This window comes from Catellatospora sp. NPDC049609, from assembly GCF_040675365.1.
In the GTDB taxonomy this organism is placed as follows: domain Bacteria; phylum Actinomycetota; class Actinomycetes; order Mycobacteriales; family Micromonosporaceae; genus Catellatospora.
Map to the genome: position 1 here is coordinate 1 of NZ_JBFAOU010000007.1, position 12,258 is coordinate 12,258.

The window sequence follows — 12,258 nt, forward strand, 5'->3', positions numbered from 1 at the left end:
GGGCGGTGGCCCCCCGCAGCCGCCGCCTCGCGGTCGCGCCCGGTCACCGGCCCGCGCAGGCCGCCTCCAGCGCCGTCAGGTAGGCGCGCGCCCAGGCCTGGATGTCGTGCTCGCGCAGGTGCGCCCGCATCGCCGCCAGCTGCGGGCTCGGCTCGGCCGGATCGGCCTTCAGCACCTCGATGAGGGTGTCCTTGACGCCCTCCACGTCGTGCGGGTTGACCAGGTATGCCTGCGTCAGCTCGGCGGCGGCCCCGGCGAACTCGCTGAGCACCAGCGCACCGCATCCGTCGACCCGCGCGGCGACGTACTCCTTGGCGACCAGGTTCATGCCGTCGCGCAGCGGGGTGACCGCCATGACGTCGGCGGCCCGGTAGAGCGCGGCCAGCTCGGTGCGGTCGAAGACCTGGCTCAGGTAGTGCACCGCGGCCCCGCCGACCCGGCCGAAGTCGCCGTTGATCCGGCCGACCTCGCGCTCGACCCGGTCGCGCAGCAACCGGTACTGCTCGACGCGCTCCCGGCTCGGGACCGCGACCTGCACCAGCACCGTCTCGGGCGCCTTGAGCCGGCCGTCGGCCAGCAGCTCCCGGTATGCCTTGAGCCGGTGCTCGATGCCCTTGGTGTAGTCGAGCCGGTCCACGCTGAGGATCACCCGCTGCGGGTCGCCCAGGTCGGCACGCAGCTTGGCGGCCTTGCGCACGACCTCGTCGCGGCTGGCCAGCGCCTCCATCTCGGCGGTGTCTATCGACACCGGGAAGGCGCCGGTGGCCGCGAGGCGGCCGTCGACCCGCACGCCGCGCTCGTCGACGGTCGCGCCCAGCACCTTCGCGGCGAGCTGGTGGAAGTTGTGCACGGCCTGGATGCGCTGGAACCCGATCAGGTCGGCGCCGAGCATGCCGCGCAGCAGCTCGGCGCGGCGCGGCAGCTGCATGAACAGCTCCGGGGGCGGGAACGGCACGTGCAGGAAGAAGCCGATGCGCAGGTCGGGCCGCTGGGCGCGCAGCATCGCGGGCACCAGCTGCAGGTGGTAGTCCTGCACCCACACCACGGCGCCGTGGGCGGCCACCCGGGCGGTGTGGTCGGCGTAATGCTGGTTGACCCGCTGGTACGCCTCCCACCAGCGGCGGTGGTGCACCGCGGGCTCGACGGCGTCGTGGTAGAGCGGCCACAGCGTCGAGTTGGCGAACCCCTCGTAGTGGTCGCGTACGTCCTGCTCGGACAGCTCCACCGGGACCATGTGCACGCCGTCGACGTCGGGCAGCGACGGGGTGGGCCCGGGCTGGCCCGCCCAGCCGATCCAGGTGGCCGGCTTGTTGATCAGCACGGGATGCAGCGCCTCGCCCAGCCCGCCGGGGCTGCGGCGCCACTCGAACACCCCTTCGGAGGCGGCGGCGTCGTTGATGGGAAGACGGCTGGCGACCACGACGAGTGAGGCGTCCCGCATCGGGTGCTCCCCTTTCCGAGCTTTCGCGGTTATGAGTCGGTTTACACGACTGTGCGGCATTGACCGGGTCACGCGAACTTGTATCAACCCAAAGTTACGCGGCGATTACAGCAAGCACATCCTTCATTCGCGCCGGATTCACTCCACGCCGGATCATGCAGTAAGCAGCTCCGATGAACACTACACAATGGACAGATCGGGCCCTGCGGCGCCGACACCCGCGACCGCGATCGGCTGGAGAGCGCCGGTACGTCCGATACCGAAGCGGGCATCAGCACCTCAAGAATCCGTGGGGCTGTGCCACCGCACGGCAGGCGCGAAACGAGGTAACGATGAGCACCGCCGCACGCAGCCCGCAGGCACGTGCCCTGGTCACCGACGCCGCCGATGCGCAACGCGCCGCACACGGGCTGCTGGAGGCCGAGCAGCGCCTGCTCACCGAGATCCGCGGGCTCGCCGCCGAGCACCGCCGGCGGCTGCTGGACGAACGCCTGCACCAGGCCGACATCACCCGGCTGCGGGAGACCGCCGGCGGGCGGCTGCGCCTCGGGCCGCTGCAGGCGGCCGGGTTCTCCACCGTCGGCCAGCTCATCGCCGGCCGCCGGCAGCTGCACCAGTACCCCGGCATCGGGCCCACCACCGTCACCCAGCTCGACGCCGCGGTCCAGGCCCTGGCCGAGACCGTCGAAGCCGAGGCCGAGACCGTGCTGCGCCCCGACCCGGACCGCCGCTCGCCCGCCGACACCCACCTGCTGCTGTCCCTGCACCGGCTCGCCGTCGCCCGCCGCAAGGTGCGCCCCGTCCTCGGCCGGGCCCGCGAGCTGCACGACGCCGTCGCGCCCCGGATCGACGGCGCCCGCCGCGCCAACAGCCGCTGGCGCAGCCTGTTCCGCGGCCGCGAGGGCCGCCGGGCCGACCGCGCGGCACTGGCCGAACTCGACGCCGCGCTGAGCACGCCGCGGCTGGCCGCCGCCCGCACCAAGGTGCACACCGCCGAGCGGGCCCTGGCGCACGAGCCGACCCCCGCGCAGCTGTGGCGGGCTTACCAGGCCGACGCCGCGACGTACCTGACGTTGCTGGCCGAGGCGACCGGGCAGGACACCGCCGGGCGCGGACCGGCCGGGCAGCTGCCGCCCGACGACGCCGCCCGCGTCGACGAGCTGCGCCTGGACACCAGCCTGCTGAACTCCACGCTGCGCGGCTACCAGTCCTTCGGCGCCCGGTTCATGATCGCGCAGCGGCGGGTGATCCTCGGCGACGAGATGGGACTGGGCAAGACCGTCGAGACGCTCGCGGCCATGTGCCATCTGGCCGCCGGCGGCGAGCGGCACTTCCTCGTGGTCTGCCCGCCGAGCCTGGCCGGCAACTGGATGCACGAGATCCGGCGCCACTGCAAGCTGACCCCGCGCCTGCTCTACGGCGGGGACATGGCCAAGAGCACCGCCGCCTGGCGCGCCCAGGGCGGCGTCGGCGTGACCACGTACACGGCGCTGGAACGTCTCGACCTCGCGGACGTGCGGGTCGCCATGGCGGCGTTCGACGAGGCGCACTACATCAAGAACCCGGCGGCCAAGCGCACGTCGCACAGCCGGCGGCTCATCGAGCGGGCCGACCGGGTCGCGCTGCTGACCGGCACCCCGCTGGAGAACCGGGTGACCGAGTTCGGCGTGCTCACCGAGCACGTCAACCCCGAGGTGGCCCGGCAGGCCGCCGCGGCGGTGTCGCCCGCCGCGTTCCGCAGCGCCATCGCGCCGGCGTACCTGCGCCGCAACCAGTCCGACGTGCTCGGCGAGCTGCCCGACCGGATCGAGACCGTGCAGCCGGTGGAGCTGTCCCACGACGAACTCGCCGCCTACCGCAAGGCCGTCTGGGAGGGACACTTCATGACCATGCGCCGGGCCACCTTCGGCGACCCGGCCGGGGCCTCGACCAAGCTCGACCACATCCGCGAGATCGCCCGGGAGGCGCTGGCCGAGGGGCACAAGGTGGTCGTGTTCTCGTACTTCCGCGACGTGCTCGCCGCGGTCGCCGCGGCGCTGGGCACCCGGGCACACGGTCCGCTCACCGGCTCGACCCCGCCGCTGCAGCGCCAGCAGGTCATCGACGCGTTCACCGCGGCCCGCAGACCCGCCGTGCTGGTCACCCAGATCGAGGTCGGCGGCGTGGGCCTGAACCTGCAGACCGCCTCGGTGGTGATCCTGGTCGAGCCGCAGTGGAAGCCCAGCACCGAGGAGCAGGCCATCGCGCGCTGCCACCGGATGGGCCAGGTCCGGCCGGTGCAGGTCTTCCGGCTGATCGCCGAGGACACCGTCGACACCAGCATGCGCGAGCTGGTCGCGGGCAAGGCCGCGCTGTTCGACGAGTACGCCCGCCCGAGCGCGTCGAAGGAGGCCAACGCGCAGGCCGTCGACGGCGCCGAGGCCGGGAGCGGGCAGGCCGCCGCCGAACGCCTGATCATCGAGCAGGAGCGGGCGCGGCTGCGCAGGTCCGGCGACCGGTGATCAGTAGCCGAGCCCGGCGGACCAGTCGCCGCGGCCGTTGCGGGTGAGGTCGAGCAGGTGCCAGACCGGGCTGAGCAGGTCGATGCCCCGCTCGTCGAGGTCGTCGGCCAGGCGGGGGTGCGCCGAGTAGAAGTGGCGCACGGTCCCGTCGTCGTCGCGGGTGAACACCGACACGGTCGAGTCCTGGTCGCCGTCGGCGTCCTCGCTGCCGAGGTCGTACTTGAACGGGCCGGTCCCGGCGCTGAGCAGGCGCAGGTTGGTCCAGCCGCGGCTGCGGGCGTGGGCGCGCAGCGCGGGCGGGTCGGCCGCCGCGACGACCACGAGATCGGCGTTCTGCGCGACGTGGCGGGCCACCCCGTTGAACCCGTCGAGCCACATGGTGCACATCGGACAGGGCTCGGTCTGCTTCTTGCCGTACATGAACTGGTAGACGATCAGGTCGCGCCCGGACCCGGTGAACAGGTCGGCCAGGCGCACCGTGGTCACCGGCGCGTCGCCCGCGGCCAGGTCGGCGGGCCCCTCCTCGAACACGTAGTCGTCGACGACGGGGCCCGGCGGCAGCGCGCGGCGCAGCGCCGCGACGCGCTCGCGGTGGCGCATCAGCTCGATCTCGGCCTGGCGCAGCTCCTTGCGGGCGGCGGTGTACTCGGCCGACTCCCCGCCGAGATTGGTCTGACGCATCGCGACCTCCCGGAGACGGCGCGGGTGCCGGGCCGCCGCGCCCGCTTCGCCAACCAGCCTAGGCTCGCGCCGGGTCGCCGGGCGGCGGAACCGTCACACGCGGCGGCGTCGCCACGCGCCGGCGCGCGGCGGTGATCCAGTCGCGGGTCTGGTCGTCGCTCATCGGGCGGGCGAACAGGTAGCCCTGGCCGTAGCTGCAGCCGGCGTCCTGCAGGTGGGCGAGCTCGGCGGGCTGCTCGATGCCCTCGGCGACGGCGTCGAGGTTGACCTTGTCCGCCAGGGTGAGGATGCCCGCGACCAGGTCGCTCTGGTGCTGCGACGTGGTGATGTTGCTGGTGAACACCCGGTCGAGCTTGAGCACGTCCAGCGGGGTGTGGCGCAGGTAGTTCAGCGCGGAGTAGCCGGTGCCGAAGTCGTCGATCGCCACCCGCACGCCGGCCTGCCGCAGGTCGGTCAGGTCCTGCCAGACCTGCTCCTCGTCGCCGAGCAGCAGCGTCTCGGTGATCTCCAGCAGCAGCCGCCGGGTGGGCAGCCCCGCCTCGCGCAGGGTGTCGAGCACCCGGGCGGCGAAGCCGCTGGTGCGGAACTGCCGCGCCGAGACGTTCACGCTGACGTAAGGCTCCTCGCCGGTGGGCGGCTGCGGCCAGCGGGCCGCCGCCCGGATCGCCTCGCCCAGCGCCCAGTTGCCGATCGGCACGATCGTGCCGGTGTCCTCGGCGATCTCGATGAACCGGCCGGGCATCACCCGGCCCAGTCGCGGATGGTTCCAGCGCAGCAGCGCCTCGAACCCGACCGCGGCCTGGTCGGCCAGCCGCACGATCGGCTGGTACTCCAGGAAGAACTCGCCGCGGGCGACCGCCTGCTCCAGCTCGGCGCGCAGCTGGATGCGCTCGACGGTCTGGGTGTCCAGCGCCGGGTCGTGCGAGCGCCAGCCACCCTTGCCCTCGGCCTTGGCGGCGTACAGGGCCACGTCGGCCTGGCGCAGCAGGTCCTCGGCGGTGTGCCCGTCGTTCGTGAAGGACACGCCGACGCTGGCGCGCCCGGACACCAGCCGCCCGTCGAGCTCGAACGGCTTGGCCAGCGCGGCCACCACCCGGTCGGCCACGTCGAAGACGGCCTGCGGCTGGGGCGCGTGCTCGATGAGCACCGCGAACTCGTCGCCGCCCAGGCGCGCGGCGGTGTCGTACGGCCGGATCGCGCCCACGATGCGCCGGGCGACCAGGCGCAGCAGCCGGTCCCCGGAGTCGTGCCCGAGGGTGTCGTTGACCAGCTTGAAGTCGTCCAGGTCGATGAACAGCACGCCGGCCAGCGTGCCCGTCTGGTGCGCCCGGTCGGCGGCCTCGGTCAGCTTCTGCCGGAACGCCGCCCGGTTGGTCAGCTCGGTCAGCGAGTCGTGGTAGGCCTGGTAGGTCAGCTCGCGCTGCATGCGCCGCTGCCCGGTCACGTCCCGCAGGGTGACCACGACGCCGCCGACGGCGGGCTCGTCGCGCAGGTCGCGGCAGATCGCCTCGAGCTCCATGCGCTGCCCGTCGTCGCCGATCACCGCCCAGTCCGCGATCCCGCCGACCGGTCCCGCGGGGGCGTTGGCGAGCTGATCGCGCACCCGGCGGCGGCCCTCGGGGGCGGTCAGCTCGGCAAGGCACGCGCCGCGCAGCTCGCCGGGGCCGAAGACGCCGGCCGCGGACGGGCTCGCGTACCGGATGCGCAGGTCGCCGGGCTCGACGATGAGGATGACGTCGGTGGCGTTGTGGACCAGGGCGCGGAAGTACTGCTCGCTGTCGTGCTGCACGAGCCGCCGGGTGAGCGCGACGCGCTCCAGCGCCAGGGCGCTCTGCGCGGCCAGGGTCGCCACCGGCGACTGCAGGGTCTGCAGCAGCCCGGCGTCGGCGCCGACGAGCAGCGTCGCCCGGTGCGCGGCGTCGCCGCCGTGGTGCCTGCCGAGCCGCACCGGGCAGACCAGCACGTGCGGGTAGGGCGCGACGGCCGCGGCCGCGGCCGGGGTGAGCGCGCCCGCCTCGATGATCGTCGCGCCGAAGTCGGCGGGGAAGGGTGTCCCGCCACCGTCCTCGTTCATGATCATGTGGAAGGCGGCGGGGCGGTTCGGGGCCAGCTGGCCGATCGCGGCGGCCAGGCAGTCGCGCACGTCCGGCACGTCGGTGGCCCCGACGAGTTCGGTGGCGGTGGCGCGCAGCACCTCCGCGTGGGCGAGGTGGCGGCGGTGCTCGGCGATGACGCCGTGCAGCCGGGCCGCGATCAGGATCGTCGTGACCGCGGCGAACGCGGTGAGCACCGGGGTGTGCAGGACGCGGCCGTTGACCGCCTCGATCGCCAGCAGCGCCGACGGCAGCAGCGCGGCGCCGCCGAGCAGGATCGCCTGCCGGGCCGGGCTCAGCCGGCGCGGGGCGACCGGCGGCGGCTGGGTGAGCGCGGCCATGGACGGGTGCAGGGCCGCGGCGGCCCACCCGACGTAGAACAGCAGCCAGCCCAGGTCGATGAGGTGCCCGACGGGGCCGTGGCCGCGCAGCGGCGACAGCGCGTACACCAGGTCGGTGAGCAGCAGTCCCGCGGTGCCGGCGGCCATGAGCGTGACGGCGGGACGGAAGCGGTGCACGACGACCAGCCGGGCGACCGCGGCCAGGATCAGCACGTCGCCGACGGGATAGACCACCGACAGCAGCCGCTGCGCCGGGGACATGCTCTGGTCGGCCAGGTGCGGCGTGACCAGGAAGATCCAGATCAGCAGCCCGAGGCCGCTGACCAGGATCATCGTGTCCAGCGGCACCGTGCGCCGGCGGACCCGGGCCCGCGGGCCGGTCAGGCCGAGCAGGCCCGCGATGAGGACGGGATACATGGCCAGGTAGAGGACGTCGGCCACGGAGGGGAAGAACGCGTCCGGCCGGTGCGCGCCGGCCACCACGGCGTACGCCGCGTCGCCGAGCGCCGACAGGCAGATCGCCGCGCACAGGACCCACCACGGCCAGGGCCGGCTGGGCCGGTGGCGGCGGACGCCGTAGCCGATCGCCACGGCCGCGCCCGCGCCGATCAGCGCCGACGCCACGCTGTCCGCCGGGTCGGGCAGGACGAACCCGGCCAGGCCGACGATCACCAGGGCGGCGAGGACCGCCATGGCGTTGAAGGGGAGAACGGCTGCTCGCGGCTGCCTGGCCAGAGCTTCAGCCGGGGCTGCTTGCCTGAACACGTGCCTCAATAGCTGACCTGCACCTTTGACGTCGGCTACCCGGCGGCCGCGGGCTGCCGCGACCTTCGCCGGGTATGGGCAGACGTCCAGCCCTGGGGCCGGCCTGGAGGGGCCGGCATCGGCCTGTCCGTCTGCCGCTGGGGGGCGATTCACCACTTTTGCGAACGCCGCAAAGGTACACCTTTAGCCAGGCTAACGGCTTGTCTGATGTTTCATAGCAAATAGACATCCGTCCCGGAATAGCCGCCCCTAGTCGGCGATGCCCACCGTCTGCCCGACGGTCTCCGGCCGGGCGAGGGCGCGCAGCATGCAGTCGGCGACGTTCGCGCGGGAGGCGAAGGCGCCGCCGCGGATGTTGCGGCCCAGCGCCGTGCGGTACGTGCCGGTCAGCGGCCGGTCGGTCAGCCGCGGCGGGCGCACCGACGTCCAGTCCAGGCCGCTGCCGCGCAGCACGTCCTCCATCAGCGCCAGGTCCTCGTAGTGCACCCGCAGCGCCGCCTTCACCAGCGGGCCGACCAGGTAGCGCATGAAGACGCCGTCACCGGGGTCGTGCCGCGGCGGGCGCGGGTTGCCCGGCGAGGCGACGGTGCCGACGGGCGCGGCGCTGACGACGACGATCCGGCGCACGCCGGACTGCTTCATCGCGTCGACGATCGCGCGGGTGCCGGGCGCGGTGATCCCCGCGTCGGCCCTGCTGCGCGGCCCGAGCGCGGACAGCACCGCGTCGGCCCCGGCGACGGCCTCGGCCAGCGCCGACGGGTCCGGCGCCGCGAGGTCGGCGGCGACCGCCCGGACACCGGCCGGCAGGCGCCTCGGGTCGCGGGCCACCGCGGTCACCTCGTGTCCCGCCGCGGTCGCCTGCGCCAGCAGCAGGCGGCCGATGCCGCCGGTCGCCGCGAAGATGGTCAGCTTCATGGTGCCGCCCTTTCCTGTCGGGTGCGCCGTCAGGCGCTCATACAATATGAGTGTCGTACTATCTCAGTTCGGAGTCCATACAATATGAATCCCGTAACACCTCCGGGGCCGCGGGAGCGCCGGCAGCTCGGCAACGTCATCAAGGGCGACCTGCGGGACCTGCGCGTCCAGCTGGGCATGCTCAACCGGCAGGTCGGGGCCCGGCTCGGGTTGCGGGAGGTCGACCTGGACTGCCTCGACCTGGTCAGCCGGCACGGCCCGCTCAGCCCCAGCACGCTGGCCCGGACCGCGGGTCTGCACCCGGCGACCATGACCGGCGTGCTGGACCGGCTGGAGCGCGGCGGCTGGCTGGTGCGCGAGCGGGACAGCGCGGACCGGCGCAGCGTGGCCCTGCGGGTGCCGCCCGACCGCGCCCGCGAGATCCACGGGCTGTTCGCCGACGCGAACGCGGCCATGGACGAGCTCTGCGCGGGCTGCACCGAGGAGGAGCTGCGCGTGGTGGCGGACTTCCTGCGCCGCGCCGGCGCGGCCGTCCGCGGCGCGACCGGCGACATCGCCGGCGCCTGATGGCGTACACCATCCCGGGCGGCCGGCTCCCGCCACGGCACTGGTGCCCGTCCGCGCACCGGCTGCGGCTGACAACACGCTGCGGCGTGAGCTGCCCGGTTACCGAACGCGACGGTTCGCGACGGGCAGGATCTGTGATGTGAACGCGACGGACGGGGAAAGCACCGCGGCGGTCCCGCGACGCGGACAGCCGCGTGACGCGGCGGCCGCGGCGGCGCTGGCGAAGTACGACCGCCTGGCCCGGCTGCCGATCATCCTGTCGGCGGTACTGCCCCTGATCATCGTGCCCGAGCAGGGGAACTGGGTCGCCGTCCTGATCGGCGTGGTCTCGTGGCTGGTGTTCGTCGTCGACTTCTTCGCGCACGAGCGACTGCTGGTGAACTACCTGGGCACCCGCCTGGGCAAGTTCGACCTCGCGATCGTGCTCCTCACCGCACCGTGGTTCCTGCTCGCCGGGGCACACGGCGGCAGCATCGTGGTGATCCTCCGCCTGGCCAGGCTCAGCCGGCTCCTGCTCGCCACCAAGGGTGTCCGGCGGCTCTTCGCCCGGCTGGGGCGGGTCGCGGTCGTCGCCGTGGCGGTCCTCTTCGTGGGTGCCGCCATGGCCTACTACGCGGAGCACCCCACGAACCCGGAGTTCGCCACCTTCGGCGACGCCATCTGGTGGGCGACGGTCACCCTGACCACCGTGGGGTACGGCGACATCGTGCCCGTCACGACCGCCGGCCGGATCGACGGCACGGCCATCATGTTCATGGGCGTCGCCCTGCTCGGCCTCCTCGCCGGCTCGCTCGCCAGCTTCTTCGGCCTCCAGCCCGAGGAGTCCGGAGCCGAACGGGAACCGTCGAACGAGCCGGTGCTCGCCGAGCTCGCCCACCTCCGCGCGGAGGTGCGGGAGCTGGCCGGCCTGCGGGAGCAGCTGACCGTGCTCACCCGTCACCTCACCGCGGGAGACCAGCCCACGCCGGGCGAGTGAGCCGCCACCCGCTGCGCATCGAACCCGTCGGCAGCCGCACACACCGGCACTGCTCGGCAGCCGGTCATCGGCGCCGGACCCGCCGCACCAGCCACCAGCCCCCCACCGCGAGTGCGAGGAACAGGCCGAGCGCGGCGAGCCGGAAGGCGATCGGCCAGGGGCCCCGCTCCGGCGGACCGGCCGGGCGCACGGTCAGCTCGGGCAGCAGCCCGGCGGCCACCGCTACCTCGTACGGCACGCAGCGCTGGGTGCCCAGCTCGCACCGGTAGGCGGCGTCGAAACCGCTGAGCACCCGCGGGGCGGAGCCGTCGACGGGCACCGCCCACAGCGCGCCGGTGTCGGAGGCGTAGTCCCAGGACCTGCCCAGCACCTCGGCGTCGGACAGCCAGCCCAGGAACGTCTCCGTCTCCGCCGCGCCGACCCGCAGCGCCGACGGCTCGGCGAGGCTCACCGTCCGCACCGCGCCCGGTCTGGTGTAGTCGAGGGTGTACGCCCGGTCGGTCCCCCAGTCCTCGACGGCCCACGGCACCACGGCGAGCAACCCGCCCGACGGTGACCACGCGTTGTGCATGGTGATGCCGTAGCCCTGCGGCACCGCCAGCTCGCCCTGCCGGCCGCCGTCCAGGCCCACCAGCAAGGTCTGCAGCCGGGACTGGACCGCCAGCCGCCGCCCGTCCGGCGCGAACGCGGCCGCCGCCGCCGGCCCGACCCCGGTCTGCACAGCCCGCCCGGTGCGCAAATCGAGCAGCACCAGCTCGCCGTGCTCGGAGGCGTGCTGCTGGATGACGTTGCCGACGCCCATGGCCAGGTCACCGGCGATGCGGGTGGTGTCGACGACCGAGTACGCCAGGGTGTGGCCGTCCGGGGACAGCGCCAGCGGGGTGACGCCGCCGGCGCGGGGCAGCCTCACCTCCCGGGTCTGCCCGGTCTCCAGGTCGACCACCTGCACCTCGGCGGTGCTGCGGTCCGGTGGGGCCAGCACGACCGTGCGCCCGTCCGGGGCGAGCAGCCAGGATCCGCTGTAGCCGGACACGGCGTCGAGCTGCCGGTAGGCGTCGGTGTCGGCGGACAGCACGAGCGACTGGTAGGTGCTGAACATCTCGCTGTTGCCGTACCCGTACAGCATGATCGCCCGGCCGGGTGGGGAGTCGCCGACCGTGCCGGTCAGCGGCGAGTACCCGGCGATCCGGTCGGGCAGGGTCGCGGTGCCCGGCGGCCGCAGGGCCGGGCCGGTGTCGCCGCCGACCGGCGGGATCAGCAGCACGCCGGTGCCGAGCAGCAGCGCGGCGACGGCGCACAGCGCGGCGGTGGCCCGCCGCCGGCGCAGGTCGCGCCGGGCCGCCGGGATCAGGCCCTCCAGCAGGCCCGGCGGCAGTGGCGGCTCGGGATCCTGCGGGGTGGCGGCAAGCAGGTCCGTGATCTGCTGGTCGTTCATGCCCGGCCTCCGAGGTGGTTCGGCAGCAGCCGCCGTAGCGCGGCGATGGCGTACGACGTCTGGCTCTTGACCGTGCCCGGTGAGCAGCCGAGCACCCGCGCCGTCTCGGCCACGTCCAGGCCTTCCCAGTAGCGCAGCACGATCACGGCGCGCTGGCCGGGGGCGAGCCTGGCCAGCGCGGCCATCAGGTCCAGGCGGTCGGCCACGTCCTCGGCCGGGGCGGGGCCGTCCGGCGGCTCGGCGAACGGCCTGACCCGCCGTGACCACCAGGACTGGCGGTCGTCGAGGAAGGTGTTGACCAGCATGCGGCGCACGTAGGCGTCCGGGGAGTCGGCCCGCGACACCCGCGCCCAGTGGCGGTAGAGCCGGATCAGGGCGGTCTGGGTGAGGTCGTGCGCCTGGTCCCAGTCGCCGCACAGCCGGTATGCCGTGCGGCGCAGTTCCAGCACCCGCCCCTGCGCGTACTCGGTGAACGCGCGTTCCTCGTCGGCCCGCATGCGACCCCTCTCGTCCGTACCCCTGACCGGAGCACGCCGCCCGGCG

Annotated in this window: 9 protein-coding genes; 3 read left to right on the forward strand and 6 right to left on the reverse strand. The window is 74.1% G+C overall.

Features of this window, described 5'->3' with window-relative positions:
* Positions 1-43 precede the first annotated feature (43 nt).
* On the reverse strand, positions 44-1,441 hold the full coding sequence (locus AB0J67_RS03255) for a trehalose-6-phosphate synthase (RefSeq protein ID WP_363475709.1): 1,398 nt from the start codon (positions 1,439-1,441) through the stop codon (positions 44-46).
* Between the two features lie 332 nt (positions 1,442-1,773).
* Between AB0J67_RS03255 and AB0J67_RS03260 the strand changes: the two genes are divergently transcribed.
* Complete coding sequence (locus AB0J67_RS03260; protein WP_363475711.1) at positions 1,774-3,942, forward strand: DEAD/DEAH box helicase; 2,169 nt, start codon at positions 1,774-1,776, stop codon at positions 3,940-3,942.
* On the opposite strand, the gene AB0J67_RS03265 is transcribed toward AB0J67_RS03260, so the two are convergent.
* The 3 genes from AB0J67_RS03265 to AB0J67_RS03275 all read right to left on the reverse strand — a co-directional run bounded on the left by AB0J67_RS03265 (position 3,943) and on the right by AB0J67_RS03275 (position 8,737).
* Positions 3,943-4,623 (reverse strand): DUF899 family protein, encoded by a 681-nt coding sequence (locus tag AB0J67_RS03265; RefSeq protein ID WP_363475713.1) that lies wholly within the window; start codon positions 4,621-4,623, stop codon positions 3,943-3,945.
* Positions 4,624-4,681: 58 nt separating this feature from the next.
* The gene (locus tag AB0J67_RS03270; RefSeq protein WP_363475715.1) at positions 4,682-7,750 is read right to left on the reverse strand and encodes an EAL domain-containing protein; all 3,069 of its coding nucleotides are present in this window, start codon (positions 7,748-7,750) and stop codon (positions 4,682-4,684) included.
* A gap of 321 nt (positions 7,751-8,071) precedes the next feature.
* Positions 8,072-8,737 carry an NAD(P)H-binding protein gene (locus tag AB0J67_RS03275; protein ID WP_363475717.1) on the reverse strand — a complete coding sequence of 222 codons (666 nt, stop codon included), beginning with the start codon at positions 8,735-8,737 and terminating at the stop codon, positions 8,072-8,074.
* Between the two features lie 84 nt (positions 8,738-8,821).
* Here AB0J67_RS03275 and AB0J67_RS03280 point away from each other — a divergent pair, with 84 nt between their 5' ends.
* A complete protein-coding gene (locus AB0J67_RS03280; RefSeq protein ID WP_363475719.1) occupies positions 8,822-9,304 on the forward strand; it encodes a MarR family transcriptional regulator in 483 nt (160 codons plus the stop codon).
* Between the two features lie 139 nt (positions 9,305-9,443).
* On the forward strand, positions 9,444-10,280 hold the full coding sequence (locus AB0J67_RS03285; protein ID WP_363475721.1) for a potassium channel family protein: 837 nt from the start codon (positions 9,444-9,446) through the stop codon (positions 10,278-10,280).
* A gap of 64 nt (positions 10,281-10,344) precedes the next feature.
* Here the strand turns inward: AB0J67_RS03285 and AB0J67_RS03290 are convergent, their stop codons facing one another.
* The gene (locus AB0J67_RS03290) at positions 10,345-11,715 is read right to left on the reverse strand and encodes a hypothetical protein (RefSeq protein ID WP_363475723.1); all 1,371 of its coding nucleotides are present in this window, start codon (positions 11,713-11,715) and stop codon (positions 10,345-10,347) included.
* Positions 11,712-12,212 carry a SigE family RNA polymerase sigma factor gene (locus tag AB0J67_RS03295; protein ID WP_363475725.1) on the reverse strand — a complete coding sequence of 167 codons (501 nt, stop codon included), beginning with the start codon at positions 12,210-12,212 and terminating at the stop codon, positions 11,712-11,714. The genes AB0J67_RS03290 and AB0J67_RS03295 overlap by 4 nt, the downstream gene beginning before the upstream one ends.
* Positions 12,213-12,258 lie beyond the last annotated feature (46 nt).

Bases quoted from the DNA above. Each gene is read 5' to 3' on its own strand.
- AB0J67_RS03280 (WP_363475719.1), top strand. From the start codon at position 8,822: ATGAATCCCGTAACACCTCCGGGGCCGCGGGAGCGCCGGCAGCTCGGC.
- AB0J67_RS03270 (WP_363475715.1), bottom strand. From the start codon at position 7,750: ATGGCGGTCCTCGCCGCCCTGGTGATCGTCGGCCTGGCCGGGTTCGTC.
- AB0J67_RS03260 (WP_363475711.1), top strand. From the start codon at position 1,774: ATGAGCACCGCCGCACGCAGCCCGCAGGCACGTGCCCTGGTCACCGAC.
- AB0J67_RS03295 (WP_363475725.1), bottom strand. From the start codon at position 12,212: ATGCGGGCCGACGAGGAACGCGCGTTCACCGAGTACGCGCAGGGGCGG.
- AB0J67_RS03275 (WP_363475717.1), bottom strand. From the start codon at position 8,737: ATGAAGCTGACCATCTTCGCGGCGACCGGCGGCATCGGCCGCCTGCTG.
- AB0J67_RS03255 (WP_363475709.1), bottom strand. From the start codon at position 1,441: ATGCGGGACGCCTCACTCGTCGTGGTCGCCAGCCGTCTTCCCATCAAC.
- AB0J67_RS03265 (WP_363475713.1), bottom strand. From the start codon at position 4,623: ATGCGTCAGACCAATCTCGGCGGGGAGTCGGCCGAGTACACCGCCGCC.
- AB0J67_RS03290 (WP_363475723.1), bottom strand. From the start codon at position 11,715: ATGAACGACCAGCAGATCACGGACCTGCTTGCCGCCACCCCGCAGGAT.